Consider the following 26,548-nt stretch of genomic DNA (forward strand, 5'->3'; position numbering starts at 1 on the left):
CCGGGCGTCGCCTCGGTGGCCATGGGTTTCGCAGTCGTGGCGAACAGCACCCGCAGCGGCTCCGAACCCAGCCGCTGCCGGGCTCTGAACAGGGATGACTTCGCCGGAATGTGCCAGTTGCCCAGCAGCCCCAAGCCCCGCAAGCCCTCGACGAGATGGCGCAGCACTTCCAGATACGGGGCAGGCGAGAACAGGGCCAACCCCAGCACGAAGTACACCACCAGCCGCGCGGGAAGCAGCCGTTTGCGTTGCTCAGCGCACCCGCAAGCCGCGACCACCCGATCCACCAACCCTGGTGGATACACCCAGGTCAACAGCCCCAGGCCCGATAACTCAGACACGCGCGAAGACACCCAACCCACCCCCTGGGACCCCTACCCAGGAACCCACGCCCGAGACCTAAAACAACGGCATTGCCCCTAGGGGACGTCCACCGCCAGGTGGAGTCGTTCTCGGGGTCCGCTCCACCCTCCGGCCCGGCAAGGCTCCACCCTCACGTCGCGTCAGGGTCAAGTTCCCGGTGCCGTGGGAAGCTGTTGCCGGAGATAGCTGCAAGGGGCACGGGGAGGGGATCCGGTGGGGAGTACGAGACCCGCGATACGCGACGGCGCCGCGACGGAACGGGGCAGCCGAAGGGGCTCGGTCGTCGCCGCGCTGATGCTCTCGATGGCGCTGGCCGCGCTCGACGCCACCATCGTCTCCACGGCCGTACCGCAGATCGTCGGCGATCTCGGCGGGTTCTCCTTCTTCTCCTGGCTGTTCTCCGGCTATCTGCTCGCCGTCACCGTCACCCTGCCCGTCTACGGCAAGCTGTCCGACACCTTCGGCCGCAAGCCGGTCCTGGTGGCGGGAGCGGCCGTGTTCCTGCTGGGCTCGCTGCTGTGCGCGGGCGCCTGGAACATGGGGGCGCTGATCGCCTTCCGGATCGTGCAGGGGCTGGGCGGCGGGGCGCTGCAGGGGACGGTGCAGACGCTGGCCGCCGATCTGTACCCGCTGGCGGAGCGCCCGAAGATCCAGGCCAAGCTGTCCACGGTGTGGGCGGTGTCGGCGGTGGCCGGGCCGGGCCTCGGCGGTGTACTGGCCGCGTACGCGGGCTGGCGCTGGATCTTCCTGGTCAACCTGCCGATCGGCGCGGCCGCGCTGTGGCTGATCGTGCGTCACCTGCACGAGCCCGAGCGGGAGAAGGCCGCCCGCGCGCGCGTGGACTGGGCGGGCGCGCTCACGGTGTTCGCGTGCGGCGGGGTGCTGCTGACCGCGCTGGTGCAGGGCGGGGTGGCCTGGGCGTGGCTGTCGGCGCCCTCGCTCGCGCTGTTCGGCACCGGACTCGCCCTGGCGGGTGCGGTGGTGTGGGTGGAGCGGCGGGCGGCGGAGCCGATCATCCCGGGGTGGGTGTGGCGGCGCCGGACGATCGCGGCCGTCAATCTGGCGCTCGGTGCGCTGGGGCTGCTGATGGTGGCGCCGTCGGTGTTCCTGCCGACGTACGCCCAGTCGGTGCTCGGACTCGGTCCTGCGGCCGCCGGTCTGGTGCTGTGCGTGTGGACGCTGACCTGGTCGGGATCGGCTGCGCTCAGCCAGCACGTGTACCGGCGCATCGGCTTCCGTGACACCGCACTGATCGGCATCGGGCTGGGCACGCTGGTCCTGCTCGCCTTCCCGTTTCTGCCGTATCCCGGATCCTGGTGGCAGCCGACCCTGTTGATGCTGCTGCTGGGCGGGGTGCTGGGGCTGTTCCAGCTGCCGCTGATCATCGGGGTGCAGTCGACCGTGGGCTGGTCGGAGCGGGGGACCACGACCGCGTCGGTGCTGTTCTGCAGGCAGACCGGGCAGACCGTGGGCGCGTCCGTGTTCGGCGCCGTCGCCAACGGGGTGCTTGCGGCACGGCTGGGCGGGGCGGGCGACCTGGAGTCCGTCACGCGCGCGCTGGATGCCGGTACGGCTCCGGAGGCCACCCGGCGGGCGATCGCCGCGGCGGTGCACGCGGTGTATTTCGGCGCGGCCTGCGCGGCGGCGCTGGCCTTCCTGGTGCTGCTGGTGGTGGCACCCCGACGCTTCCCGGTGCGGCCGGAGTAGCCGGCACGGCCAGGAAGCCGTACGGCCGGAGCAGCCCCCAAGTCCAGGAAGCCGTACGCCTGTTCCTTTGCACCGGTGCCGCGCCTGTCCACCCGGGATCCCCGGGGTTAACGCGGGTAACACCCGAGGTCAGACCCGTTTTCCCGTAGTAAGCGCATACCGACCGGCCAGTTCGGTGAAAACGCCGCGCGGCACGGGTACCCGCGAGTAGCGTGCGTGGCTCCGCCCACCCCCCACCTCCCTGCGGTCCGCCGCCACGGACCCGAGCCACGCAAGGAGCCCCGGGATGTCCTACGACCCGCCGCACCAGCCGTCGTACCTGACCTACCCCTGGCAGCCCCAGCCCCCCGAACCCCCACGCCCGCACCGCGCCCGGCCCCGCGAACTCCTCGGGCACCACAGCGACCTGCGCGTACTGCGCGGCGCCTACCGCTGGCAACGCCGCACCGCCACCCTCACCGCCCTCGGCTACTTCACCCTGTTCCTCGTCCTGTCCGCGTTCGCGCCGCACGTCATGACGCGAACCGTCGCCGACGGCATCCCGGCCGGCCTGCTGCTCGCCCTTCTCCAACTGCCGGTCACCTGGCTGGCGATCGCCCTGTACGAACACACCGCGCGCCGCCATGTCGACCCGCTCGCGGACCGCATCCGCAAGGAAGCCGAACTGGACGCACGGCGAGGAGCGGCCCGATGAGCACCAGCGCCGCCCCGGACCTCACCGGCTTCACCGGGTTCAGCGACTCGGCACAGACCATGTCGCTGGTCGCCTTCTCCGCCGTCGCCACACTGACCCTGCTGCTGTGCGTGATGACCGGCCCGGACCACGACGACCTCGACGAGTTCTACACCGGCTACGGCTCCCTGTCCCCGCTGCGCAACGGCCTGGCCATCGCCGGCGACTACATCTCCGCCGCCACCGTCCTCGGCACCGGCGGGGTGATCGCCCTGTGCGGCTACGACGGTGTCGTACTCGCCCTCAGTACGGCACTGTCGCTGATGCTGCTGATGTTCCTGCTGGCCGAACCGCTGCGCAACGCGGGCCGGTTCACCATGGGCGACGCGCTGGCCCGCCGGATGCCCGGCCGGAGCGTACGGATCGCGGCCTGCGCGGTGACGATCGCCTCGCTGCTGCCGCTGATGCTGGTCCAACTCGCCGGCACCGGACAGCTGATGGCGTTCATCCTGGGCTTCTCGAACGAGTCGGTGAAGACCGGCTGCGTCGTCGGAGTCGGCGCGCTGATGATCAGCTACGCGGCGATCGGCGGCATGAAGGGCACCGCACTCATCCAGATCCTGAAGATCGTGATGCTGGTCGGTTCAGGCGCCGTGGTCGCCGTACTGATCCTGCACCGCTTCGCCTGGGACCCGGGTGCCCTGTTCGACACCGCGGCGCGCCGGAGCGGGGCCGGACCGGCCTTCCTGCACTCCGGGCTCCAGTTCGCAGGCCACCCGGGCGCCCGCCTGGACATGATCACCTCGGAGCTGACGATCGTGCTCGGCGGAGCCTGTCTGCCGCACATCACCATGCGCATGTACACCGCCTCCAGCGCCCGCCAGGTACGCCGTTCACTGTCCTGGGCGGTGTCGATCGTGGCACTGTTCGTGCTGGTCATCACGGTGGTCGGGTTCGGTGCCACGGCCCTCGTCGGCCGCACGGTGATCGCCGGGGCCGACGCCCAGGGCAACACGGCCTATCTGCTGGGCTCACGGGCGGCGTTCGGCGCCGATGTGTCGACGGCGGAGACCTTCCTGTTCACCATGGTGACGACGGCGATCTTCCTGACCCTGCTCGCCTCGGTGGCCGGGATGATCCTCGCCTGCGCCAACTCCCTCGCCCACGACGTGTTCGCGGCCCGCGTGCAGGAGATGCCGGCCCGCCGGGAGATGGCCCTGGCCCGCCTTTCGGCGCTCGCCATAGGCGTCCCGACGATCCTGCTGGCCACCCTGGTGCAGCACCACAGCCTGCAGCCCCTGGTCACCCTCTCCTTCTGCCTCGGCGCCTCCGCCCTCGCGCCCGCCCTGGTGTACGGCCTCTTCTGGCGCCGTTACACCCGAAGCGGGCTCATGGGGACACTGCTCGGTGGCTCGCTGACCGTGCTGCTGCTCATGCCGGGCACCAACCTCGTCTCCGGCTCACCCGTCTCGGCCTTCCCGCACGCCGACTTCAACTGGTTCCCGTTCACCACGACCGGCATCGTCTCCATCCCGGCCGGCTTCTTCTTCGGCTGGCTGGGGACGGTCGTCTCGGGCCGCCGGAAGGCGGAGGAGCAGCGGCACCAGTACGAGGCGGTGGAGGGCTGGATCCTCGCCGGGGCGGTGCGCAGGGGCGACTGAGGACACCCTGACGCGGGTGCGGCCGCTATTCCAGGGCCGCCCTGCCCGTCAGCGAGATGAGGCTGCTGCGGACGTGGTCCATGTGCGCCTGGACGTCGTCCCACGTCTCGCTGTGCTCGCGCAGCATCCGTTCGGTGTCCACGGCGATGCGCTCCTGACGCTCGTGCGCCTCGTTGATGATCTCGGAGGCACGCGTGACCGCCTCCTCCTGGCAGCGGCGCGCGGACTCCTCGGCCTCTGCGCGAGCGCGCTTCGCCTCGACCAGGGCGTCCTCCGCACGGCTGATCCGCTCGGCACAGCCGGCCTCCAGCGCGGCCAACTGCTCGACCTCCGTGCGCTCGGTCGCGGCCAACCGGTCCGCGTGCTCCCTGGTCTGCTCCTCGAGCATGCCGGTGGTGCGCTGCCGTGCCTCACGCACCGCGGTGAGCGCCCCCCCGCGCCCCTCCTTCACTTCACGCCGGGCGCCGATGCGCAGGTCCTCGGCCTCGGCCTGCGCCGCCAGGAGGTACTGGCGGGCTGATTCCTCGGCGTCCGCGCGAAGCGCGTCCGCCTCTTCCTTCGCCGCCTCGCATACGCCGAGGGCGTACGCCTCGGCCTGCGCGATCTGCTCCTGCGCCTCGCGCCGCGCCCGGTCGCGGACGTCCGCCGCCTCCTGCAGCACGAGCTGGTGGAGGCGCTGCGCCTGCTCCCCGAGGATCTCGTACGTCTGCGGCTCGAGCTGCGCGACCACCTCACGCAGCCGCTCGGCCTCCGCGCCCATGTCCTTGGCGAGCACCGTCAGACGCGCGGCGCGCTCCCACGCCGCGTCCCGGTCCAGCGACAGCGCCTCCGTGTACGCGTCGACCTGATCGGGGCGGTAGGCGCGCCCCCGGACGGTCGGGAAGCCGTGCGGCGTCATCGATGCGCTGCTCACCCTGGGAACCCCTCTCCACCGGACATACACGACAGGACGATTTCGCGCACATCTTGATGGATCAGGCGTAAGTGTTCATAACACGACACTCCGCAGACATGTCACGGTCCGCGTCCCCCGCCTGCCGCGCTTCCCCACGCACACGTCTCATCGGGTGAGTCGAGGTCTCGGACGGCCCGTCCCGAGCACGTCCTCCTCCAGGGTGACGGCCGTGCTGCGGACGGACGCGAGCGGCCGGAGGCAGGCAGCGGACGGGGTACGCAGCGAAGGGGGCCGGATCACGGCCGGCCGTGCGGCGGAGCAGGCGGGCAGGCGGCGCCAGGCCGGGCGGCGGAGCGGGCAGGCGGCGCGGGCCGGGTGCGCGGTGGACGGATCGTCCCGAAGTCCACATACGCCTCATGCCCTTCACGCGCGCGCGTGAAGGGCATGAGGCGGTCAGGCTCCGGGGGCGCGGACTACAGCAGCCCGTCCCACATCTGCTCCAGCAGCACCGACCACCAGCTCTCCGGCGAACCGAGTGCCGCCGGGTCCAGAGCCGCCAGCTGGGCCTGGAAGTCGACGGTCCAGCGGCCCGCCTGCTCCTGGTTCAGCCCGAACCGCAGCCGCCACATCCGGCCCAGCAGCGCCAGGCACCGGGCGAACTCCGGCAGCCCGGTGTTCACGAACTGCGGCGGCACCGGCGCACCGCCCGGACCCGCCTCCACGGGCACGGCGACGATGTTCGCCGTCCCGTACTGCACACAGATCGCCTTGCCGAAGTCCGTGCCCATCACGAGGTACGAACCCGCGTCCGAGGCCGGCTGCACCCCGCGCTCGGCCGCCATCTCCGCCAGTGTCGGCACCGGACGGCCCGGCTGGGCCTGCGCCCAGAAGAACGGGCCCAGGTCCATCGGCAGCCCGCACACCACCAGTGTGTGCGCCACGATCGGCGGCACACCCTGCCGCGACACCGCCTGCTGCTCGAACCGGAAGACCCCCGGCCCGAACGCCGCCGCCAGCTCCTGCGCGATCGCCTCCGGCGGCACGGGCGGCGCGGCCTGCACCGGCGGCAACGGCGCCCGCACCGGTGCCGGCCGCGCGGGACCGTCCGCCACCTGGTGCAACTCGCCCTGGTGCGCCAGCAACTGCCGCATGCCCTGCTGCCGGCTCGCGTGATCCGTGCCGTACGGCGCGATGCTCGTGATCCGCGCCTGCGGCCACTGCTCCCGGATCATCCGCGCACAGTACGCACCCGGCAGCTCACACGACTCCAGCTCCGTGTGCAGCTCAAGCACCTGGTCCGGCGGCACGTTCATCGACCGCAGCTCGTGGAAGATCTGCCACTCCGGATGCGGCGTACCGGGCGCCGAACGCCGGATCAACTGCTGCTCCGAACCGTCCTGCGCGCGGTAGCGCAGCACGGCCTGGTAGCCCGGACCGACCGTCGGCTGCCCCTGCTGCGGGTAGCCGTACGCCGGAGGCTGCCCCGGCAGGGGCCCGCCCGGCGGCGGCATCGCACCCGGCGGCATCGGCTGCGCGGCACCCGGGGCGCCGGGCGGCATGCCGGGAGCACCCGGTGCGCCGAGTGCGCCCGGGGCGGGCGGCGGCAAAGGCGCGCCCGGGCCGCCCACCGGAGGGGCGGCCAGCACGGTCTCGGCGTGGTGCACGGCACCACGCGCCCCGCCGGGGGCACCGGGAGCGCCCGGCATGCCCGGGGCGCCCGGAGGCTGGGGTGCACCGGGAGCGCCTGCGGGCTGCGGCGCGCCAGGGACGGGAGGCATCCCCGGGGCACCCGGAGCCGCGGGAGCGCCGGGCGGATGCGGCATGCCCGGGCCGCCCGGAGGCTGCGGCGCGCCCCCTCCCATCCGACTCGGGTCGGCCAGCATCGTGGCCGCGTGATGCACATTCCCCGGAGGCGGGCCACCGGGAGCACCCGGCGCGCCGGGCGGGTTCGGGGCGCCCGGCGCATTCGGCGCCCGCACCGCGTCCGTACCCGCGGGACCACCGGGAACGCCCGGAGCACCGGGAACGCCCGGCACGCCCGGCCCCTCGGGCCCGAGCGCCGACACGAGCTGCGTCGGCACGTACCCGCCCGCAGGTGCACCCGGCGCGGGCGGCGGAGGCGTACCCCCAGAGCGCGCACCCGGAGCACCCGGCGCGCCCGGCGGAGGAGGCGGCGCGCCCACCCCGCCACGCGCCTTGCGCGGCGGCGGTGCCGCCTTGCTCGTCGCGGCGTCCGCGATGTCCCCGGCGTTCGGCGCGAGCGGCCGCCCCGGACCGGCCGGCGGCTGCGGCGCGTTCTGAGCCGCCTCCGGCCCCTGCGGATAGCCGTAACCAGGGGCACCCTGCGGACCGCCGGGGACACCCGGCGCACCCGGACCCTGCGGGTAGCCGTACGGCGCGCCCGAAGGCGGCGGAGGCGTGCTGCCCTGCGGAGCACCCGGCACACCGGGGGCCGCCAGGGGCGCGGCCGGGGTGTCGGGGCCCGGAGAGTAGGCGGGCCCGCCCGGCGGGGGCGTGCCCGGTGCCCCCGGCGCCTGCGGGTAGCCGTACGGCTGCGCTCCATGAGGCGGCGGGGGCGTGCTGTGCTGCGCGGCGCCCGGCGCACCAGGAGCAGCGGGCGTCCCGGGCCCACCAGGCGCGCCCGGCGCGTGCGCGAGGCCGGGCACCCCCGGCGTACCGCCAGGAGCGGGCGCACCGCCCTGCACGCCCGGCGGGAAGTTCTGCGCTCCCGACCCGTTCGACCGGTCGAGCGCCGGCGCGACCGCCGTGGGCGGCAGCTGGCTGCCCCCCGACATCAGCGCCGTCTTCGCGTCCGGCGCAGCCGTCGACCGCGGCGGAGGCACATCATCCACATCGCTCAACGGCGGCGCGAACACCGTCGCGGGCAACGGCACCGAACGGTCCTCACCGGCATCCGCGTTCGTGTCCGTACCGGCCCACGGCGTGGCACCCACAGGCACCTCAGGCGCACTCGGCGCAACCGGCGCACTCGGCGCAACCGGCACCCCACCAGGCGCCCCCACCCCCGGCACACCACCCTGGGCACCGCCCGCCCCGGCAGCCGGCCACGACGCACCGCTCCCGGACCCAGCGGCCGGACCCGCACCGCCAGTCCCAGCCGGCACCCCCGGAGCCAAAGGCGCGGCATCCGCCGCCACCGGAACCCCGGCCTGCGTCTCGGCAAGCGCACCGCCCCCGGCGGAACCCCCACCAACCGGGCCGGAACCGACACCAGCACCAGCACCAGCACCAGAGGCAGCCGCAGCGCCCGCGGCCTCCCCCGACCGCCGGTCCGGAATCCCCAGCTTGTCCGCCGCCTCCTGCAACCACTCCGGCGGACTCAACAGGAACGACGTCTGATTCAGATCCACCCGAGCAGCCGCCGGCGCCGGAACCGCGTCCTCGACCTCGTCACCCCGGCCGTACTCCTCCTCGTACCGGCGGATCACCTCACCCACCGGCAGAGCCGGCCACAACGTCGCCTCACCGCTGTCCCGCGCGATCACGAGCCGCTGCGCACCCGCATCCGAACGCGGGCCCTCCGCACGGTCCTCGCCCCACACCACAAAACCCAGCTCGAACTCCCGCACCCGCACCTCACGATGCTGGTACGCGGGGACGTCACCGTTGATCCACTCCTCGGCGCGCTCCTGCGCCTGCGCGAAGGTCACCATCGCTTGCAGCTCACTCCCCCACCGGCACGGAAGACACCGGGACAGCACGCGCGAAACCGCCGTCCACCATCAGACTCGCCACCGTCTCCAACTCAGGCGGATTGCCCGCGAGCCGCGACAGGAACACGTCGAAATCCTCACCGCACGGCAACAGCAACCGCTCCACCCGCTCGGCCGGCGGCCACGACGGATCCGCGTCCCGCACATCGTCGTACGCGCAGAACCACACCGAACCCGACCGCTCGCCCTTCACCTTCACCGCGAGCAGACCACCCTGCACAAAACCCACGCTCAGGTAGTCCTTCGTCAGATGGTCACGCAGGCACTTGTTGACGTACACCAGGTCATTGACCGCAGCCTCGTCCCGCACCGTGAAGAACGGCTGGTCCACCAGCAGCCCCAACTCGGCATCCAGCGCCGCACCCACCGGCGCCGAACCGCCCGCGGCCTTCAGGAAAGACCGGTAGGCACCCGGCAAGCGGTAGCCCAGATCCTCCTCGACGCCCTGCACCTGCGACTCCGTCACCGCCACACCCGACTTCGGCAGCCCGAAGTGCGCCGGACGCGTCTCCTGCAACGGCCGCGTCCCCCGCTTCCCCTGGTCCACCCGAGCCGTAGCCACCCCGCCGTGATGCCGCAGCAACGCCTTCACCTCGACCGGAACCAACTCCAGCCGCCGCGAACCCACCACGTGATGCCACGTCCACCCGTGCGGCGTCGCCACATCCGGCACCGTGTCCCACAACTCGTGCCCCGACGCCGCGAGCGCCGCGTTCGCCGACACGTAGTCCGTCAGCCGCAACTCGTCGACACCGAAACCCTCCGGCGGATCGGCGATCTCCGCCGCCGCACGCGCATAAGCCGAGAAATCCGGGTAACCACGCTCATCAACCCGTACCCCTCTCGGGTGACGTGCCGCCCGAACCGGATCCGGGAAGTGCACGACCTGCCCGGCATAGGCCGCGTTCGGCGGCGCGGCTTGCTGCCCGAGCCGACCTGTCGTCATGGCGGTAGCCCCCTGCGGCGTTGTCTCTGGCCTGAACGGCGGTGTCGATCGCGGATGGCCACAGCCTATGCGGTACACGAACCCCGGTCACCGGCCCACCTCATCCCACCGGCCCGCCCGCCCCCCACCCCCGCACCACCGAACCCCCCACAACCGTGACCAGCCGTCACCCTGCCGTGACAGCCCGCCCAAACCCGGGCGTGTCGCGCCGCCCCAGCTTCCGCACCAGCCACGGCCTTTGGCACTCTGTGTCCTTCGGGGGGATGCCCGGGGAGGGGAAGACGATCATGAATACCTTGCAGACCGGAGGTAACGACGTGCGGGCCGGCGACCCTCGCATCGGCTGGAGCGGCACCGACACACCCCCCGCCCCCACCCTCCTCCACCGCCGCGACGGCATCCTGCCCACCGTCGCCGCCGCCCTCTCCGTCCGCGGCGCCACCCTCACCGGCACCGCCGCCCGCGGCGACCAGCCCCCGGCCCTCCACCCCCTCGTCCAGGACTTCCTCGACACCCTCACCAGCGCCCAACGCGACCGCTTCACCGGCCGCTGCGCCGAAACCATCCTCATCTCCCGGCACATCACCGCAGCCGACGCGACCCGCAGCAAACGCGCCACCCGCAAACCCATGACCAACGGCGAAGCCCGCAAAGCCCTCAAACAGGCCAAACTCACCGCCCGCCGCATACGCGAGGACGGCGACCCCCTCCACGGCAGCTTCGCCGCCCCCTGCCGCGCCTGCACCGCCCTCAGCGCCCACTTCGGCGTCCGCGTCGTCGACCCGGCCACAACCGACAGCTGACCGGCCGGCCACACCCCGCACCCACCCGAACCACCCGGCCCACACGACGATCGAAGGGCAGATGCACCCAGACCGCAGCTCCACCACGCGCTTCCCCGTGCCCGTCGACGCCGCCCTGCGCACAGCCGGCTGGCACCCCGGACGCTGGGACATAAAGCAGGCAGAAATCTGGGCCGACACCCTGCGCGACCACACCTCACCCGCCGGACACCGGCACACCGTCTTCCCCGCCGCCGTCGAAGCCTGGGCCGAATTCGGCGGACTCCACATCCCCCCCACCGGCCCCGGCCGCCAGGTCGCCCCCGCCACCCTCCACCTCGACCCGCTGCACGGCCTCCACCTCGCCCGCACCCTGGGCGACCTCGGCCGCGCCCTCGGCACCGAGGTCAGCCCCCTCGGCGAGGAGACCGAAACCGCCGCCCTCCTCGCCATCGACGCCGAAGGCCGCGTCTACACCGTCGACCACACCGGCGACTGGTACGTCGGCCCCGGCATCGACCACGCCCTGTCCACCCTCATCACCGGCACAGAACCCGTACGCCTGACCGTCGCCTGACCCACCCCGCACAGACGCGGACAACGGCCCCGGCACACGCACGGCACGGCCCAGCCACAGGCACGGCTCAGCCACAGCGAAGGGCGGACCCCCGCCTACACCGCCGGAATCACCGCCGACACCCGGAAACCCCCCACATCCGTCGGCCCAGAAACAAACACACCACCCAGCGCCATGACCCGCTCCCGCATCCCCACCAGGCCATTACCACCCGACGGCAACCGCACCGGCGACACCGACCCCGCCTCCGGCGGCGGCTCGTTCTCCACCTGCATCGCGATCTCCGCACCCCGATGCGCCAACCGCACATGCGTCTTCGCACCCGCCGCATGCTTGTGGACGTTCGTCAACGCCTCCTGCACCACCCGGTACGCCGTCTGCTCGACCTGCACCGCATACGACCGCACCTCCCCCTCGACCGACAGATCCACCACCATCCCCGCCGCCGCGGACTGCCCCACCAACTCCCCCAGCTCCGACAGCGAAGGCCCGTCGACCCCCTCCTCACCGACCGCCTTCGACGCCGCCTCCGCAGCCGCCACCCCCACCGCAGCCAACGGCACCGACGCCGCACGCCGCTCCACACCGTCCCCGGCCCGCAGCACCCCGAGCATCTCCCGCAACTCGGTCAACGCCTGCCGCCCCATGTCCCCCACCAGCGCCGCATTCCTCACGGCCTTCTCGGGATCCTTCCGGGCAACAGCCTGCAAAGCCGCCGCATGCACCACCATCAGACTCACCCGATGCGCGACCACGTCATGCATCTCACGAGCGATCCGCGTCCGCTCCTCATTACGCGCCCACTCCGCCCGCTCCTCCGCCCGCTCCGCGAGCAGCTGAAGCTCCCGCTCCAGACTGTCCGCCCGCTCCCGCAGACTCTCCATCAACCGGCGCCGCGCCCCCACATACAAACCGAGCAGCACCGGCGGAGCCGTCAGCCCCAACGACGTCGTGATCGACGCGAACGGCACGAACCAGTCACCCAGCGTCAGATCACCCCGCGCCATGTCCTGCCGCACCCGCACGAACGTCACGATCATCGTGCCCAGCAACGACATCCCCGCCAGCGCCGCGATGATCCGACGCGGCAACTCGCACGCCGCCAGCGTGTACAAGCCGATGATGCCCATCAGGAAACCCATCTGGGCCGGCGTGATCGCGATCGCGACCAGCACGACAGCGATCGGCCACTTCCTGCGCACCAGCAGAACCGAACCGGCCATCAGCCCGAACACGATCCCCAACGACACCGGGAGCCCCGCGTCCCGGGCGAACGGAATCCCCTCCGCGCCGCACTCCACGGCCGACACCAGCGCGAGACTCCCGTCGAGCACCGCACTGCGCCACCTGGCCCACCACCATGGGCCGGTCAGGGCCCTGGCCTGGTCTTCCCCCGTCGTGGTCATGCATCCAGCCTAAGGGCGCCGGCCACGGCATTTCCGGTGACTTTCGCCTACCGGCGCGGACCACACTCCGTAATCGAATGACCCCAAAACCAGCAGGTATCCCTCGAACTGCTGAACCCCACCCGTTCGACGCCGGAAACCCACATTCCGCTCGGACGGTATGCGTATGACACATGCACAGGGCAAAGTCGGCAGGTATGAGGACTTCGAGGGGTTGCGGGAGCGAGCGGTCGCACTGCGGCGCGAGGGCTACAGCCTCCGGCAGATCCGGGACGAGCTGAAGATCTTCAACAACGACATCCTCAATCGGCTGGTGAAGGGGGAGCCGGCGCCGGAGTGGACGAAGCGGCCGCGCGCCAAGGACGACCTGCGCGAGAAGGCACGGGAGCTACGGCGCCAGGGGTGGACGTACGACCAGATCGAGGCTGCGCTGGGGTGCTCGCGAAGTTCGGTGTCGCTGTGGGTCCGGGACCTGCCGAGGCCCGAGCGCAGGCGCAGCCCGGAAGAAGCGGCAGCCATCGCCCGGAAGGGCTGGGAGGAGAGGCTGCGCGTCCGCGACGAGGCGCGCCGACGCACCAAGGAAGAGGCCGAGCAGGCCATCGGCGACCTGTCCGCCCGCGAACTCTTCCTGGTGGGGGTGGGCCTCTACTGGGCCGAGGGCTCGAAGGACAAACCGTACGACCGACGTGAGAACGTCGCCTTCGTCAACAGCGACCCAGGAATGATCAAGGTCTACCTCGCCTGGCTCGACCTGCTCCAAGTGGAGCGGGAGCGCGCGCGACATCACGTGATGATTCACGAGAACGCAGACGTCGAAGGGGCCGAGCGATACTGGGCCGACCTGGTCGGCGCGGACACCTCCACCTTCAACAGGACCACGCTGAAGAGGCACAACCCCAAGACGGTCCGCAAGAACATCGGCGAGACCTATCGGGGATGCCTGGTGATCAAAGTCCTGAAGGGTGCCGACTTGTACCGTCGCATCGAAGGCTGGTGGTGCGGCATAGTAGGTGCCGCAGCCTCAACGGATTGACCAAATGCCCGTTTAGGCCGCATACGCCATCCCCTGTGGTGTAATTGGCAACACGGGTCACTTTGGATGATTTGTTCCAGGTTCGAGTCCTGGCAGGGGAGCACATGCACAGTGCGGGTCCTGATCGGTGACACCACCGTCAGGGCCCGCACTCATATCCCCCCAACCCCACCCCGGTATCCTGCGGCTGTCACCCCCACCCATCCAGAGCCGAAGGGCAACCCCGTGAGCGCCATTCGCCCGGCAGCCGTCGTCGTTCTCGCAGCGGGTGAGGGCACCCGCATGAAGTCGGCCACACCGAAGGTCCTGCACCAGATCTGCGGCCGTTCCCTGGTCGGTCATGTGCTGGCCGCCGCTCGCGAGTTGGACCCCGCGAACCTGGTCGTCGTCGTGGGCCACGCCCGCGAGCAGGTCACCGCGCACCTGACCGAGATCGACCCCGCTGTCCGCACGGCCGTGCAGGCGCAGCAGAACGGCACGGGGCACGCCGTGCGGATGGGGCTGGAGGAGCTCGGCGGGGCGGTGGACGGGACGGTGGTCGTGGTGTGCGGGGACACCCCTCTGCTGACCGCCGACACGCTCAAGCAGCTCGCCGCCGCTCATCACGCGGACGGCAACGCCGTGACGGTCCTCACCGCCGAGGTCCCGGACGCGACCGGTTACGGCCGTATCGTCCGCGACGAGGCGACCGGTGCCGTCACCGCGATCGTGGAGCACAAGGACGCCACCGACGCCCAGCTGGCGATCGGGGAGATCAACAGCGGGGTGTTCGCGTTCGACGGGCAGTTGCTCGCGGACGCGTTGAAGAAGGTGCGGACGAACAACAGTCAGGGTGAGGAGTACCTGACGGACGTGCTCGGGATTCTGCGTGAGGCCGGTCATCGTGTCGGGGCTTCGGTGGCCGGCGATCATCGGGAGATCGCGGGGATCAACAACCGTGTGCAGCTGGCGGGGGCCCGTCGCATTCTGAACGACCGGCTGCTGACGCACGCGATGCTGGACGGGGTGACGGTCGTGGATCCGGCCACCACCTGGGTGGATGTGACCGTCACCTTCGAGCAGGACGCCGTTGTGCACCCCGGTACGCAGCTCATGGGGTCGACGCACCTGGGTGAGGGTGCGGAGGTCGGGCCGAACAGCCGGCTGAAGGACACCCGGGTGGGTGCGGGGGCGCGGGTGGACACCACGGTGTCGGAGGGTGCGCGGATCGGTGCGCAGGCGTCGGTGGGTCCGTTTGCGTATCTGCGGCCCGGTACTCGTCTGGGTGTGAAGGCGAAGATCGGTACGTATGTGGAGACGAAGAACTCGTCGATCGGTGAGGGGACGAAGGTTCCGCATCTGTCGTATGTCGGTGATGCGACGATCGGTGATCATACGAACATCGGTGCGGCGAGTGTGTTTGTGAACTATGACGGTGAGAACAAGCACCACACGACGGTCGGGTCGCATTGCAAGACGGGGTCGGACAACATGTTTGTGGCTCCTGTCACGGTCGGGGACGGCGCTTACACCGCTGCCGGGTCCGTGATCACGAAGGATGTGCCGCCCGGTTCGCTGGCCGTGGCCCGTGGTCAGCAGCGGAATATCGAGGGCTGGGTGGCCCGGAAGCGTCCTGGGAGTGCGGCCGCGAAGGCGGCCGAGGCGGCGTCCCGGCGGGGCGAGGGCGAGGACTGACCGGAAACGGGTGCGCCCAACACGGCGTACCGTGATAAGTGCACATCCGCACGCGTGCACACCCGCATCCCTACCAGCTGATATGGCCTCTCATGCCCAGCCGAGAGGTCGCCTGAGCGGTCGGCTGGCTAGACACCTCTGAGGAGACAGTGCTGTGACCGGGATCAAGACGACCGGCGAGAAGAAGATGATGTTCTTCTCCGGCCGCGCCCACCCCGAGCTTGCCGAGGAGATCGCCCAGCAGCTGGGTGTCGGGGTCGTTCCGACGAAGGCCTTCGACTTCGCGAATGGCGAGATCTACGTCCGTTACCAGGAGTCGGCTCGTGGTGCGGACTGCTTCCTGATCCAGAGCCACACGGCTCCGATCAACAAGTGGATCATGGAGCAGCTGATCATGATCGACGCGCTGAAGCGTGCGTCGGCGCGGTCCATCACGGTGATTGTGCCGTTCTACGGTTACGCGCGGCAGGACAAGAAGCACCGGGGTCGTGAACCGATTTCGGCGCGTCTGATCGCGGATCTGATGAAGACGGCGGGTGCGGATCGCATCCTGACGGTCGATCTGCACACGGACCAGATCCAGGGCTTCTTCGACGGGCCTGTGGACCATCTGTTCGCGCTTCCGCTGCTTGCGGACTATGTGGGCAAGAAGGTGGACCGGGACAAGCTGACGGTGGTGTCGCCGGACGCGGGCCGCGTGCGGGTGGCGGACCGGTGGTGTGACCGGCTGGGGGCGCCCCTGGCGATCGTGCACAAGCGGCGCGACAAGGACGTGGCGAACCAGGTGACCGTCCACGAGGTGGTGGGTGAGGTCAAGGGCCGGGTGTGTGTGCTGGTGGACGACATGATCGACACCGGTGGCACGATCTGTGCGGCTGCGGACGCTCTTTTCGCGCATGGCGCGGAGGATGTCATCGTGACGGCGACGCACGGTGTGCTGTCGGGTCCTGCTGCGGACCGGTTGAAGAACTCGCGGGTGAGTGAGTTCGTGTTCACGAACACGCTGCCGACGCCGGCGGAGCTGGGCCGTGATCTGGACAAGATCACGGTGTTGTCGATCGCTCCGACGGTTGCGAGTGCGGTGCGTGAGGTGTTCGAGGATGGTTCGGTGACCAGCCTCTTCGACGAGCAGTGAGGTTTCTGCAGGCTTCCCTGGCGTGCTAGCTGAAGATCCTTTTGGTGCGGCCTCCCCCTCCGAGTAGACTGCTGCAGTTGCTCGGCGAGGGAGGCCGTGGTCGTGTACGCGATCGCGGCGGTCCGTTATCGACGCGCTCTTCGTAGCAGGCCGTTCGTGGCCGGGTGACCTTGTTCGTTTCCCAGTCCTACGAGGAGTGAAAAGCATGTCCGAGGTGAAGATCGCCGCCGCGACCCGTACCGAGTTCGGTAAGGGTGCCGCCCGTCGTATCCGTCGTGACAGCAAGGTTCCGGGTGTCCTGTACGGCCACGGTTCGGACCCGCTGCACCTGACCCTGCCGGGCCACGAGCTGCTGCTGGCGCTGCGTACGCCGAACGTCCTGATCTCCCTGGACATCGACGGCAAGACCAACGAGCTGGCGATCCCGAAGTCCGTGCAGCGCGACCCGATCAAGGGCTTCCTGGAGCACGTCGACCTGCTGCTGGTCAAGCGGGGCGAGAAGGTCACGGTCGAGATTCCCGTGCACGCCGAGGGCGAGCTGGCCCCGGGTGGCTTCCTGCTCGAGCACGTTCTGAACGCGCTGCCGGTCGAGGCCGAGGCCACGCACATCCCCGAGGCGCTCACCGTGTCCGTGGAGGGCCTGGAGGGCGGCGCCTCCGTCCTCGCCAAGGACATCACCCTGCCGGCCGGTGTGACCCTGGCCGTCGAGGAGGACACGGTCGTCCTGCAGGTCCTGCAGGCGCAGGCCGAGGAGGCCGTGGAGGGCGAGGAGACCGAGGGCGAAGAGGTCGCGGAGGCCTAAGCTTCGTTTCGGCAGCTGTGTCCACAGCGGGCCGTATCGCTCCAGCCGCTGCTTCCCTGGGGGGAGCAGCGGCTGTTGCACGTGAGGAGACTTGGACGTGACGACCCCCGCTAGCGCCCCCTGGCTCGTTGTCGGGCTCGGTAATCCGGGGCCCGAGTACGCCATGAACCGGCACAACGTGGGGTTCATGGTGGTGGATCTGCTTGCGGAGCGGATCGGTGGGAAGTTCAAGCGGGCGGGCAAGGCGCAGGCGCAGGTGCTGGAGGGGCGGGTCGGTCCGGTGGGGCCGGCGAGCCGGCGGGTGATCGTGGTCAAGCCGATGTCGTTCATGAACCTGTCCGGGGGGCCGGTGAACGCGCTGCGTGACTTCTACAAGGTGCCGGTGGCGAACATCGTCGCGGTGCATGACGAGCTGGACATCGACTACGGCACGCTGCGGCTGAAGCTGGGCGGTGGCGACAACGGGCACAACGGTCTGAAGTCGATGACGAAGGCGATGGGTGCGGACTATCACCGGGTGCGGTTCGGGATCGGGCGGCCGCCGGGGCGGATGCAGGTCGCGGATTTCGTGCTGAAGGACTTCTCGTCGGCGGAGCGCAAGGAGCTGGACTACTTCGTGGACCGTGCGACGGATTCGGTGGAGTGTCTGGTGACGGAGGGGCTGGAGCGGGCGCAGGGCGCGTACAACTCCTGACTTGTCCTGGCATCCCTCCCAGCGGAGTTGACCGGCCGTATGGGTATGGCCAATGATCCCGGCCATGCCTGCCACAGCTGCCACCGCTCGCCAGGCCTCCGTGACCGCGCTGCGGTTCGGGCAGGTCGCCTCGATGGGTGTGCTCGCCGCGCTGATCCTGTTCGCCGGTGTGTGGGGTTCCTGGGGGACCGCGCAGCACGTGATGCTGACGAAGGGGCGTGAGCGCGGCACGATTCAGGTCACCCGGTGTGACGGGGGCACGTGTTCGGGGCCGTTCACGTCGGCGTCGAAGGGTTCGGCCGGGCGGGACCGGGCGGTCATCGACGAGTCGGTGGCGGTGCGCAAGGGCCGGACGTACGACGTCGTCCTGAAGCCAGGCACCGGGGATGCGGTGCGGTCCGGGCCGGCGGGGATCCTGTATGCGTGGGTGCCGCTCGGCGGGGCGCTGCTGCTGGCCGCGGTGGTGGTGGCGGGCGGGTTGCGGCTGACGCGGGTGGCGTGGGTGCTGGGGGGTTCGGGGGCCGCGCTGCTGACGGCGACCTTCCTGGCCCTGCAGTGACGTGGTGGCGGTGTGCGGTGAGGTGACATGACTGTGCCCCCGGGTTCGTACGAGCCCGGGGGCACGGTCGTGTGCGGACGGAGTCGTCAGCCGGTGTTGCGCAGGCCGGCCGCCACGCCGTTGACGGTGAGGAGCAGGGCGCGGGCGAGCAGCGGGTCGGGCTCGGCGTCCGCGGCCGCCGCGTCGCGCTGGCGCTTGAGCAGGGTGACCTGGAGGTAGGAGATCGGGTCCAGGTAGGCGTCGCGGATGGTGAAGGTCTGCCTGAGCGCCGGCTGGGCGTCGAGGAGTTCGTTTTCGCCGGTGATGCGCAGGACCTCGCGGACGGTCAGCTCGTGTTCGGCCTTGATGGTGTCGAAGACGTGCTTGAGCTCGTCGGGGACGAGGGTGTCGACGTAGTGCTGGGCGATGCGGAGGTCGGTCTTGGCGAGGGTCATCTCGACGTTGGAGATGAAGTTGCGGAAGAAGTGCCACTGTCCGCGCATCTCGTCCAGGACGGTGTCGAGGCCGGCCTCGCGCAGTGCCTTGAGGCCGGAGCCGACGCCGAACCAGCCGGGGACGATCTGCCGTGACTGGGTCCAGCCGAACACCCAGGGGATGGCGCGCAGGCCGTCGAGGCCGGCTCCGCTGTCGGGCCGTCGCGAAGGCCTCGATCCGAGGTGGAGGTCGGCGAGCTGGTCGACGGGGGTGGAGGCGAAGAAGTAGGCGGGCAGGTCGGGGTCCTCGACCAGGCGGCGGTAGGCGCCGTGGGCGGCGTCGGAGACGACGTCCATGGCCGCGTCCCAGCGGGCGAGGGCCTCGTCGGACTGGCGGGGGGCGGTGTGCAGGGCGGAGGCCTGCAGGGTGGCCGCGACCGTGAGTTCGAGGTTCTCCCGGGCCAGGGACGGGATGAGGTACTTGTCGGAGATGACCTCGCCCTGCTCGGTGACCTTGACCTCGCCCTCCAGGGTGCCCCAGGGCTGGGCGAGGATGGCGTCGTGGGAGGGGCCGCCGCCGCGGCCGACGGTGCCGCCGCGGCCGTGGAAGAGGCGCAGGCGGACGCCGTAGCGGTGGGCGACGTCGCGCAGCCGGCGCTGGGCGCGGTGGATCTCCCACTGGCTGGTGGTGATGCCGCCGAACTTGGAGGAGTCGGAGTAGCCGAGCATGACCTCCTGGACGTCACCGCGCAGCGCGACCAGGCGCCGGTAGGACGGGTCGGAGAGCATGTCCTCGAGGATGGTGTCGGCGGCGCGCAGCTCGTCGGTGGTCTCCAGGAGGGGCACGATGCCGATCCTGGCCCAGCCGGCGTGCAGGTCGAGGAGGCCGGCTTCGCGGGCCAGGACGGTGGCGGCGAAGACGTCGTCGGCGCCCTGGCACATGGAGATGATGTAGGACTCGATGACCTCGGGGCCGAAGACTTCGAGGGCGCGCTTGACCGTCTGGAAGACGCCGAGGGTCTTGGCGCCGGCGGCGTCCACGGGGGCCGGGGTGGGGGCGAGCGGGCGGCGGGAGCGGAGTTCCTTGGCCAGCAGCTTGGCCCGGTACTCGCGGGGCATGTCGGCGTAGCACCAGGACTCCTCGCCGAGGCGGTCGAAGAGCTGGCCGAGGGCGTGGTGGTGGGCGTCGGCGTGTTCGCGTACGTCCATGGTGGCGAGCTGGAGGCCGAAGGCGGCCAGGGTGCGGATGGTGCGGTTGAGGCGGCCGTCGGCGAAGAGGGCGCCGCGGTGCTCGCGCAGGGAGGTCTGGATGATCCGCAGGTCCGTCAGCAGTTCGCTGGTGCCGAGGTAGTCGCGGCCGTCCTCGTGCGGGATGCCCTTGGCGAGGCGCTGCTTGGTGTTCTCCAGCTTCTGGCGGATGCAGGTGGCCTTGAGCCGGTAGGGCTCCTCGGCGTTGAGGCGCTTGTAGCGGGGGCTGATCTCGGGCAGCCGCTCCAGGTCGGCCTGGAGGGACTGGAGGAGTTCCTCGGTGGCGCCGGTGTAGCGGATGGAGTTGGAGAGCAGGCCGCGCAGTTCGTCGATCATCTCCAGGGCGTCGTTGATGCCGTGCTCGTGCTGGAGGATGAGGACGTCCCAGGTGACCTGGGGGGTGACGTTGGGGTTGCCGTCGCGGTCGCCGCCGATCCAGGTGCCGAAGGTGAGGGGGCGGGTGTCGTCGGGGAGCTTGACGCCGACGCGCTCCAGTTCGGCGGTGAGGTCCTCGAGGACGTCGCCGACGGCGTCGGCGTGCAGTTCGTCGAGGTAGTAGATGGCGTTGCGGGCCTCGTCGGCGGGCTCGGGGCGGACGACGCGCAGTTCGTCGGTCTGCCAGACGAGGTCGATGTTCTCGGCGAGGCGGACGTCGTGGCGGCGGCGGTCGGAGTCGAGGACGGGGGCGTCCAGGAGTGCGGCGATGCGCCGGAGCTTGTTGAGGACCGACCGGCGTGCGGCCTCGGTGGGGTGTGCTGTGAACACCGGGCGAACGTTGAGGTGCCGGACGGTCTGCTTCAGGTGCTCCGGGTCGGCGTCCTTGAGGCGGTCGGCGGTGCGGGCGAGCAGGCCGCCCTCGGCGGCGCGGCGGGCGCGCAGCTCGCGGCCGCGGTGCACCTGTTCGGTGACGTTGACCAGGTGGAAGTAGGTGGAGAAGGCGCGGACCAGCTGGGCGGCGGTCTGTAGTTCGGTGCCGCGCAGCAGCTCGGCGGCGGCCTCGCCGTCCTCGCGGGTGAGGCGGCGGACCTTCTCGACCAGTTCGAGGAGTTCGGGGCCTTCCTGCCGTACGAGGGTCTCGCCGAGGAGGTCACCCAGTCGCCTGATGTCGGCGCGCAGCTCGCTGCTGGTCGTGGTGGTCTGGTCGTCGGCACTGCTCACAGGTGCGGCTCCTTGCAGTGTTGAAGCTCATCTGGGAGGGAACCCGGGCATCGATCCACCACGCGGCTGGTGCCGCATACGGGCCGGAGCGTCCGGGAAGGAATCAGAGCGGACCGCGCTGTCCGACCGACTCCAAGGATAGGTGTCCATGGGGACGCGCAGGCTCTGGGGCTCTTGCCGCCGCTCGACACGCTGCCATACTTACGTCGCCGTAGGTTACGGAACCGTAGGGAAGTATCGCTTTCCCGTCCCGCGCGGTCCCGGCGACCCGGTGCCTCCCCCGACCCTCGAACCCCACAGGGGACACGCATGACCTCACGTTCCGATGTGATCGAAGAATCCCGTAGGGCCGACGACACTCCCCTCTCCTCCGCCACCCTGGGCGGCGAGCAGAAGCGTTCGATCGAGCAGATCACGCTGCTCCTGTTCATCGTCGTGCCGTTCGTGGCACTGGTGGCGGCCGTGCCGCTGGCCTGGGGCTGGGGGGTGAGCTGGCTCGATCTGGGCCTCATGGTGTTCATGTACTTCCTGGGGTGCCACGGCATCACGATCGGTTTCCACCGGTACTTCACCCATGGTTCGTTCAAGGCGAAGCGGCCTCTGCGGATCGCGTTGGCGATCATGGGGTCGCTGGCGGTGGAGGGCCCGCTGGTGCGCTGGGTGGCCGACCACCGCAAGCACCACAAGTTCTCGGACGCGGAGGGCGACCCGCACTCGCCGTGGCGGTTCGGGGAGACGCTCCCGGCGCTGATGAAGGGCCTGTGGTGGGCGCACATCGGCTGGCTGTTCGACGAGGAGCAGACGTCGCAGGACAAGTACGCGCCGGATCTGATCAAGGACCCGGCCATCCGGATGGTCTCCCGTCAGTTCGTGCTGTGGACGGCGGTGTCGTTGCTGGTGCCGCCGCTGGTCGGCGGGCTGGTGACGATGTCCTGGTGGGGCGCGTTCACGGCACTCTTCTGGGGTTCACTCGTACGAGTGGCGCTGCTCCACCATGTGACGTGGTCGATCAACTCGATCTGTCATGCGGTGGGCAAGCGGCCGTTCAAGTCGCGTGACCGCTCGGGCAATGTGTGGTGGCTGGCGGTCCTGTCCTGCGGGGAGTCCTGGCACAACCTGCACCATGCCGACCCGACCTCGGCGCGGCACGGGGTGGAGCGCGGCCAGATCGACTCCTCCGCGCGGATCATCCGCTGGTTCGAGCTGCTCGGCTGGGCGTACGACGTGCGCTGGCCATCACGCTCGCGTATCGATTCCCGCCGTAACACCGAGGAAGGCGGTTCACGGCGCCGGAGGAAAGCCGCCGAGGCGGCATGATTGAGGCCGTGGCGACCGACTCCAGCAGCAATCCGGGCAATGACAAGCAGCGGCGGACTCGCCGGACCCGTATGACCGGTGCCGAGCGCCGCCAGCAGCTGCTGGAGATCGGTCGCACGCTCTTCGCGGCGAAGGGTTTCGAGGGCACCTCGGTGGAGGAGATCGCGGCGAAGGCCGGGGTGTCCAAGCCGGTGGTGTACGAGCACTTCGGCGGCAAGGAGGGGCTGTACGCGGTGGTGGTGGACCGTGAGATGCGGCGCCTGCTGGACATGGTGACCGGCTCGCTGACCGCCGGCCACCCGCGTGAGCTGTGCGAACAGGCGGCCTTCGCGCTGCTCGACTACATCGAGGAGTGCACGGACGGCTTCCGCATCCTGGTCCGTGACTCCCCCATCCCGCAGTCCACGGGTTCCTTCGCCTCGCTGATCTCCGACATCGCCACCCAGGTGGAGGACATTCTGGGCCGCGAGTTCAAGTCCCGCGGCTTCGACCCCAAGCTCGCCCCGCTGTACGCGCAGGCCCTGGTCGGCATGGTCGCGCTGACCGGGCAGTGGTGGCTGGACGTGCGGCGCCCGAAGAAGGCGGAGGTCGCGGCCCACCTGGTGAATCTGGCGTGGCACGGGCTGGACGGGCTGGAGCAGAAGCCCCGGTTGATAGGGCATCGGAAGAGCTGAGATTCACCGCAAGAGGTGACATCAATAGACCGCAAGATTCATCTTGTGGAACCATGCAGGGTATGACCGAGATCGCGATCAGCGCAGCCCGTTCCCAGCTCGGCGACCTGGTCCGGCGCGCGGCCCACGGCCGCGAGACCATCGCCCTCACCGACCACGGGCATGTGGCCGCGCTGCTCGTGTCGCCGCAGGTGATAGAGGATTACGAGGACGCCCTGGCCATCGCCGACTACCGGCGACGCAAGGCCGAGGGGACGCTTGAGCCCGGCATTCCCATGGCAGAGGTGCGCAGGCGGCTGGGGCTCGAACAGCGGTGACCTACGAGATCGTCTTCGAACCTCGCGCCCTCGACTCCGCAGCACGCTTCCTGGAAGAGGATCCGAGCGGCCTCGCCCTGGTCCTCGACACGATCGACAAACTGGCCGACGATCCCCGTCCGCCCGCGTCGGTTCCCTACGGGGCGCCGTATCTCCGTCGCCTCCGCATCGGCGAATACCGCGTCCTCTACATCATCGACGACGACGTGGTCCACATCCTCGTCACACACCTCGGCCGGACGGCCTGACCGTGTCCAGGAACTCCAGCCGGTTCCCCACCGGATCCTCGGAGTAGAAGCGCCGGTGGCCCGGGAGGCTGTCGTCCCAGGTGACCAGCGCTCCGTGCGCCGCCAGCCGGGCCGCGTAGGCCTCGATTTCCCGCACCCGCAGCCCCGGGTGCGCCTTCCGCGCGGGCCGGAAGTCCTCCTCGATGCCCAGATGAAGCTGGACGGCTCCCGCCCGGAACCAGCATCCGCCCCGCGCCGCGAGCACCGGCGGCTTGGGGATCTCGGTCATGCCGAGGACGTCGACGTAGTACGCCCGCAGGGTGTCCTCGGAGCCGGGCGGTGCGGCCAGCTGGACGTGGTCGACGGCGGCGAGCATGCTCACTCCCCCTTCACGGCCACCACGAACAGGCGCCGGAACGGCAGCACCGTGCCGTACGGGGCACTCGGGTAGGCCTCCCGCAGCAGGTCCCGGTACTCGGTGACGAACGCGTCCCGGGCCTCGGGGTCGTCGGCCAGGACGGTCAGGGCGGGGCGCAGGCCGGTGCCCTTCACCCAGTCCAGGACCGGGTCCTCGCCCTGAAGGACGTGAAGGTACGTCGTCTGCCACACGTCGGTCGCGCAGCCGAGACGGGCCAGGCGGTCCAGGTATGCGCCGGGGGTGTGGACGGAGTCGGTGTGGCGCAGGACGTCGGCGAGACGCGACTTCCAGCGGGGGGTGGCGGCCAGTTCGCGCATCAGGGCGTGCAGCGGGGCGTCGATGTTGTACGGGACCTGGAAGGCGAAGGTGCCGCCCGGATTCAGGGCGGCGATCCAGTCGGCGAAGCGGTCGGCGTGGCCCGGCACCCATTGCAGGGCGGCGTTGGAGACGATCAGGTCGCAGGGCTCCCCGGGCGTCCAGGCGACGGCGTCGGCGTGGGCGAAGTCGAGGCGGCCGCCCCCGGCCGTGGCGCCCTCGTGGTCCACGTGCGCCTTGTCGAGCATCTCGGGGGAGTTGTCGTAGCCGGTGATGTGGGCGGTGGGCCAGCGTTCGGCGAGCAGGGCGGTGACATTGCCGGGGCCGCAGCCGAGGTCGGCGATGCGGGGCCGGCCCGCGGGCTGTTCTGCCGGGAGGGCGGGGACACGGGCGAGCAGGTCGGTGAAGGCGCGGGCGCGGTGGCCGGCGTGGCGGAGGTACTGGGCCGCGTCCCAGGTGGGTGTCGTCATGCCGTCCACTCTCCTCCCCATATATCTTGATGTCAAGAGACTTGAGATCAAGAGACTTCATGTCGACACAACCACTACACTGATCTCCATGGAGGACGAGGTCGATCGGCTGGTCGCAGCGTGGCGCCGGGAGCGTCCGGACCTCGACGTGGAGCCGCTGGAAGTGCTCAGCCGGGTGAGCAGACTGGCCCGGCACCTGGACCGCGCACGCCGGCTCGCCTTTTCCGAGCATCAGCTCGAACCCTGGGAGTTCGACGTGCTGACCGCGCTCAGGCGCGCGGGAACGCCCTACCAGCTCTCCCCCGGTCAGCTGCTGACGCAGACCCTGGTCACCTCGGGCACGATGACCAACCGGATCGACCGGCTCGCCAAGAAGGGCCTGGTGGAGCGGCTGCCGGACCCGAGCGACCGGCGGGGCGTGCTGGTCCGGCTGACCGACACGGGCCGGGACCGCGCGGACCAGGCACTGGCGGGCCTGCTGGAGCAGGAGCGGGCGATCCTCGCCGAGCTGTCCCGCGCCCAGCGCGCCGAGCTGGCAGGTCTGCTACGCCAGTTGACCGCCCCGTTCGACAACATCCCCGGCTAGGTCGGCCGGTCCCACGCCCGCGCGCCGGGCGAGCGCCACGGCGGCCAGCGTCGAGTGGACGCCCAGCTTGCCGAGGACGTTCTGCATATGGGTGCGCACGGTGTGCGGGGAGAGGAACAGCCGTTCGGCCACGGCCTTGCGGCCCAGGCCCGCGACCATGCAGCGCAGCACCTCTCGCTCGCGCGGGGTCAGCGACTCCACCAGCCGCTCGCTCTCGGTGCGGTGTCTGCGCGCGGCCGTCAGCTCCTTGAGGACGCCGGTGAGCAGGGCGGGCGGCAGATGCGTCTCGTCGCGCAGCACGCCCCGTATCACCGTCAGCAGCCGGGAGAGCGAGCAGTCCTTGGCGACCCAGCCGCAGGCTCCGGCCTGCAGCGCGAGAGCCGCGCGCCGGGGGTCGTCCTTCTCGGCGAGGACCACCGTCCGCACCCCGGGCTGCGCCGAGCGGACGCCCGCGACCAGCGAGATCCCGTCGACCAGGCCCTCCTCGTTGCCCGCCTGCACGGGCACGGCCGGGCGGGCGCCCGGCAGATTGCCGCCCAGATCGGCATCGACGAGGAGGACGTCGTAGCGACGGCCCTCCGTGGCCGCGCGCTCCAGGCAGCGCAGCGCCGCCGGGCCGCTGCCCGCGGCGGAGACGTCGACGTCGGGCTCGGCGGCCAGCGCCGCGGCGAGCGACTCGGCGAAGATGCGATGGTCGTCGACGACCAGGACTCGGATACGAACCACGTAACCCCCTTCCCCAGGCTCCGCGTGGAGCAGGGGAT

At 70.7% G+C, this 26,548-nt stretch carries 25 protein-coding genes and 1 tRNA gene; 17 read left to right on the forward strand and 9 right to left on the reverse strand.

The window, feature by feature from the left end:
* Positions 1-353: transposase domain-containing protein (locus ACIRU3_RS32160; protein ID WP_404063726.1), on the reverse strand; the 353-nt coding region annotated here is incomplete at its 3' end.
* A 223-nt stretch (positions 354-576) separates the two neighbouring features.
* On the opposite strand from ACIRU3_RS32160, the gene ACIRU3_RS32165 reads away from it, so the two are divergent.
* The 3 genes from ACIRU3_RS32165 to ACIRU3_RS32175 all read left to right on the forward strand — a co-directional run bounded on the left by ACIRU3_RS32165 (position 577) and on the right by ACIRU3_RS32175 (position 4,404).
* Positions 577-2,070: an MFS transporter gene (locus ACIRU3_RS32165; RefSeq protein WP_404063729.1), complete on the forward strand. Its 1,494-nt coding sequence runs from the start codon at positions 577-579 to the stop codon at positions 2,068-2,070.
* Positions 2,071-2,356: 286 nt separating this feature from the next.
* A complete protein-coding gene (locus tag ACIRU3_RS32170; protein ID WP_404063732.1) occupies positions 2,357-2,764 on the forward strand; it encodes a DUF485 domain-containing protein in 408 nt (135 codons plus the stop codon).
* The gene (locus ACIRU3_RS32175; protein ID WP_404063735.1) at positions 2,761-4,404 is read left to right on the forward strand and encodes a cation acetate symporter; all 1,644 of its coding nucleotides are present in this window, start codon (positions 2,761-2,763) and stop codon (positions 4,402-4,404) included. Before ACIRU3_RS32170 ends, ACIRU3_RS32175 begins: the two co-directional genes overlap by 4 nt.
* A gap of 25 nt (positions 4,405-4,429) precedes the next feature.
* Here ACIRU3_RS32175 and ACIRU3_RS32180 read toward each other — a convergent pair whose 3' ends face one another.
* The 3 genes from ACIRU3_RS32180 to ACIRU3_RS32190 all read right to left on the reverse strand — a co-directional run bounded on the left by ACIRU3_RS32180 (position 4,430) and on the right by ACIRU3_RS32190 (position 9,979).
* Positions 4,430-5,317, reverse strand: coding sequence for a cellulose-binding protein (locus ACIRU3_RS32180; RefSeq protein WP_404063738.1), 888 nt, complete (start codon positions 5,315-5,317; stop codon positions 4,430-4,432).
* Between the two features lie 455 nt (positions 5,318-5,772).
* Positions 5,773-8,973 carry an SUKH-4 family immunity protein gene (locus ACIRU3_RS32185; protein ID WP_404063741.1) on the reverse strand — a complete coding sequence of 1,067 codons (3,201 nt, stop codon included), beginning with the start codon at positions 8,971-8,973 and terminating at the stop codon, positions 5,773-5,775.
* Between the two features lie 10 nt (positions 8,974-8,983).
* Positions 8,984-9,979, reverse strand: coding sequence for an SMI1/KNR4 family protein (locus ACIRU3_RS32190; RefSeq protein ID WP_404063744.1), 996 nt, complete (start codon positions 9,977-9,979; stop codon positions 8,984-8,986).
* 287 nt (positions 9,980-10,266) lie between these two features.
* Here ACIRU3_RS32190 and ACIRU3_RS32195 point away from each other — a divergent pair, with 287 nt between their 5' ends.
* Both ACIRU3_RS32195 and ACIRU3_RS32200 read left to right on the forward strand, forming a co-directional pair.
* Positions 10,267-10,782 carry a YwqJ-related putative deaminase gene (locus ACIRU3_RS32195; protein ID WP_404063747.1) on the forward strand — a complete coding sequence of 172 codons (516 nt, stop codon included), beginning with the start codon at positions 10,267-10,269 and terminating at the stop codon, positions 10,780-10,782.
* 61 nt (positions 10,783-10,843) lie between these two features.
* Complete coding sequence (locus tag ACIRU3_RS32200; RefSeq protein ID WP_404063750.1) at positions 10,844-11,338, forward strand: SUKH-3 domain-containing protein; 495 nt, start codon at positions 10,844-10,846, stop codon at positions 11,336-11,338.
* Between the two features lie 95 nt (positions 11,339-11,433).
* On the opposite strand, the gene ACIRU3_RS32205 is transcribed toward ACIRU3_RS32200, so the two are convergent.
* Complete coding sequence (locus tag ACIRU3_RS32205) at positions 11,434-12,744, reverse strand: sensor histidine kinase (protein ID WP_404063753.1); 1,311 nt, start codon at positions 12,742-12,744, stop codon at positions 11,434-11,436.
* A 166-nt stretch (positions 12,745-12,910) separates the two neighbouring features.
* On the opposite strand from ACIRU3_RS32205, the gene ACIRU3_RS32210 reads away from it, so the two are divergent.
* The 7 genes from ACIRU3_RS32210 to ACIRU3_RS32240 all read left to right on the forward strand — a co-directional run bounded on the left by ACIRU3_RS32210 (position 12,911) and on the right by ACIRU3_RS32240 (position 18,641).
* Positions 12,911-13,777 carry a hypothetical protein gene (locus tag ACIRU3_RS32210; RefSeq protein ID WP_404063756.1) on the forward strand — a complete coding sequence of 289 codons (867 nt, stop codon included), beginning with the start codon at positions 12,911-12,913 and terminating at the stop codon, positions 13,775-13,777.
* A gap of 29 nt (positions 13,778-13,806) precedes the next feature.
* Positions 13,807-13,878: transfer RNA gene (locus ACIRU3_RS32215), tRNA-Gln, on the forward strand.
* Positions 13,879-14,002: 124 nt separating this feature from the next.
* Positions 14,003-15,451, forward strand: a complete 1,449-nt coding sequence (glmU, locus tag ACIRU3_RS32220; protein WP_404063759.1) for a bifunctional UDP-N-acetylglucosamine diphosphorylase/glucosamine-1-phosphate N-acetyltransferase GlmU — start codon at positions 14,003-14,005, stop codon at positions 15,449-15,451.
* Between the two features lie 154 nt (positions 15,452-15,605).
* Positions 15,606-16,586: a ribose-phosphate diphosphokinase gene (locus ACIRU3_RS32225; protein WP_404063762.1), complete on the forward strand. Its 981-nt coding sequence runs from the start codon at positions 15,606-15,608 to the stop codon at positions 16,584-16,586.
* 205 nt (positions 16,587-16,791) lie between these two features.
* Entirely contained in the window at positions 16,792-17,388 is a 597-nt protein-coding gene (locus ACIRU3_RS32230) for a 50S ribosomal protein L25/general stress protein Ctc (RefSeq protein ID WP_404063765.1), read from the forward strand.
* 91 nt (positions 17,389-17,479) lie between these two features.
* The gene (gene pth, locus ACIRU3_RS32235; protein ID WP_404063768.1) at positions 17,480-18,082 is read left to right on the forward strand and encodes an aminoacyl-tRNA hydrolase; all 603 of its coding nucleotides are present in this window, start codon (positions 17,480-17,482) and stop codon (positions 18,080-18,082) included.
* A gap of 52 nt (positions 18,083-18,134) precedes the next feature.
* Entirely contained in the window at positions 18,135-18,641 is a 507-nt protein-coding gene (locus ACIRU3_RS32240) for a hypothetical protein (RefSeq protein ID WP_404063771.1), read from the forward strand.
* An 86-nt stretch (positions 18,642-18,727) separates the two neighbouring features.
* Here ACIRU3_RS32240 and ppc read toward each other — a convergent pair whose 3' ends face one another.
* The gene (ppc, locus tag ACIRU3_RS32245; protein ID WP_404063774.1) at positions 18,728-21,460 is read right to left on the reverse strand and encodes a phosphoenolpyruvate carboxylase; all 2,733 of its coding nucleotides are present in this window, start codon (positions 21,458-21,460) and stop codon (positions 18,728-18,730) included.
* A gap of 309 nt (positions 21,461-21,769) precedes the next feature.
* Here ppc and ACIRU3_RS32250 point away from each other — a divergent pair, with 309 nt between their 5' ends.
* The 4 genes from ACIRU3_RS32250 (at position 21,770) to ACIRU3_RS32265 (ending at position 24,016) form a co-directional block, all read left to right on the forward strand.
* Positions 21,770-22,777 carry an acyl-CoA desaturase gene (locus ACIRU3_RS32250; RefSeq protein ID WP_404063777.1) on the forward strand — a complete coding sequence of 336 codons (1,008 nt, stop codon included), beginning with the start codon at positions 21,770-21,772 and terminating at the stop codon, positions 22,775-22,777.
* Entirely contained in the window at positions 22,774-23,451 is a 678-nt protein-coding gene (locus ACIRU3_RS32255; protein WP_404063780.1) for a TetR family transcriptional regulator, read from the forward strand. The genes ACIRU3_RS32250 and ACIRU3_RS32255 overlap by 4 nt, the downstream gene beginning before the upstream one ends.
* 62 nt (positions 23,452-23,513) lie before the next feature.
* Positions 23,514-23,768 carry a type II toxin-antitoxin system Phd/YefM family antitoxin gene (locus ACIRU3_RS32260; protein WP_404063783.1) on the forward strand — a complete coding sequence of 85 codons (255 nt, stop codon included), beginning with the start codon at positions 23,514-23,516 and terminating at the stop codon, positions 23,766-23,768.
* Positions 23,765-24,016, forward strand: coding sequence for a type II toxin-antitoxin system RelE/ParE family toxin (locus ACIRU3_RS32265; protein ID WP_404063786.1), 252 nt, complete (start codon positions 23,765-23,767; stop codon positions 24,014-24,016). Before ACIRU3_RS32260 ends, ACIRU3_RS32265 begins: the two co-directional genes overlap by 4 nt.
* Here ACIRU3_RS32265 and ACIRU3_RS32270 read toward each other — a convergent pair.
* Positions 23,991-24,371, reverse strand: a complete 381-nt coding sequence (locus ACIRU3_RS32270) for a VOC family protein (protein ID WP_404063789.1) — start codon at positions 24,369-24,371, stop codon at positions 23,991-23,993. The genes ACIRU3_RS32265 and ACIRU3_RS32270 overlap by 26 nt on opposite strands.
* A gap of 2 nt (positions 24,372-24,373) precedes the next feature.
* The gene (locus tag ACIRU3_RS32275) at positions 24,374-25,198 is read right to left on the reverse strand and encodes a trans-aconitate 2-methyltransferase (protein WP_404063791.1); all 825 of its coding nucleotides are present in this window, start codon (positions 25,196-25,198) and stop codon (positions 24,374-24,376) included.
* 88 nt (positions 25,199-25,286) lie between these two features.
* Between ACIRU3_RS32275 and tamR the strand changes: the two genes are divergently transcribed.
* Entirely contained in the window at positions 25,287-25,784 is a 498-nt protein-coding gene (gene tamR, locus ACIRU3_RS32280) for a MarR family transcriptional regulator TamR (RefSeq protein WP_053661755.1), read from the forward strand.
* Here the strand turns inward: tamR and ACIRU3_RS32285 are convergent.
* On the reverse strand, positions 25,743-26,510 hold the full coding sequence (locus tag ACIRU3_RS32285; RefSeq protein ID WP_404063793.1) for a LuxR C-terminal-related transcriptional regulator: 768 nt from the start codon (positions 26,508-26,510) through the stop codon (positions 25,743-25,745). The genes tamR and ACIRU3_RS32285 overlap by 42 nt on opposite strands.
* Positions 26,511-26,548: the final 38 nt, after the last annotated feature.

This window comes from Streptomyces sp. NPDC101151 (genome assembly GCF_044768335.1).
Classification (GTDB): Bacteria; Actinomycetota; Actinomycetes; order Streptomycetales; family Streptomycetaceae; genus Streptomyces.

Bases quoted from the DNA above. Each gene is read 5' to 3' on its own strand.
- tamR (WP_053661755.1), top strand. From the start codon at position 25,287: ATGGAGGACGAGGTCGATCGGCTGGTCGCAGCGTGGCGCCGGGAGCGT.
- ACIRU3_RS32270 (WP_404063789.1), bottom strand. From the start codon at position 24,371: ATGCTCGCCGCCGTCGACCACGTCCAGCTGGCCGCACCGCCCGGCTCC.
- ACIRU3_RS32200 (WP_404063750.1), top strand. From the start codon at position 10,844: ATGCACCCAGACCGCAGCTCCACCACGCGCTTCCCCGTGCCCGTCGAC.
- ACIRU3_RS32210 (WP_404063756.1), top strand. From the start codon at position 12,911: ATGACACATGCACAGGGCAAAGTCGGCAGGTATGAGGACTTCGAGGGG.
- ACIRU3_RS32240 (WP_404063771.1), top strand. From the start codon at position 18,135: ATGATCCCGGCCATGCCTGCCACAGCTGCCACCGCTCGCCAGGCCTCC.
- ACIRU3_RS32190 (WP_404063744.1), bottom strand. From the start codon at position 9,979: ATGACGACAGGTCGGCTCGGGCAGCAAGCCGCGCCGCCGAACGCGGCC.
- ACIRU3_RS32205 (WP_404063753.1), bottom strand. From the start codon at position 12,744: ATGACCACGACGGGGGAAGACCAGGCCAGGGCCCTGACCGGCCCATGG.
- ACIRU3_RS32185 (WP_404063741.1), bottom strand. From the start codon at position 8,973: ATGGTGACCTTCGCGCAGGCGCAGGAGCGCGCCGAGGAGTGGATCAAC.
- ACIRU3_RS32250 (WP_404063777.1), top strand. From the start codon at position 21,770: ATGACCTCACGTTCCGATGTGATCGAAGAATCCCGTAGGGCCGACGAC.
- ACIRU3_RS32175 (WP_404063735.1), top strand. From the start codon at position 2,761: ATGAGCACCAGCGCCGCCCCGGACCTCACCGGCTTCACCGGGTTCAGC.
- ACIRU3_RS32195 (WP_404063747.1), top strand. From the start codon at position 10,267: ATGAATACCTTGCAGACCGGAGGTAACGACGTGCGGGCCGGCGACCCT.
- ACIRU3_RS32260 (WP_404063783.1), top strand. From the start codon at position 23,514: ATGACCGAGATCGCGATCAGCGCAGCCCGTTCCCAGCTCGGCGACCTG.
- ACIRU3_RS32255 (WP_404063780.1), top strand. From the start codon at position 22,774: ATGATTGAGGCCGTGGCGACCGACTCCAGCAGCAATCCGGGCAATGAC.
- ACIRU3_RS32230 (WP_404063765.1), top strand. From the start codon at position 16,792: ATGTCCGAGGTGAAGATCGCCGCCGCGACCCGTACCGAGTTCGGTAAG.
- ACIRU3_RS32275 (WP_404063791.1), bottom strand. From the start codon at position 25,198: ATGACGACACCCACCTGGGACGCGGCCCAGTACCTCCGCCACGCCGGC.
- ACIRU3_RS32170 (WP_404063732.1), top strand. From the start codon at position 2,357: ATGTCCTACGACCCGCCGCACCAGCCGTCGTACCTGACCTACCCCTGG.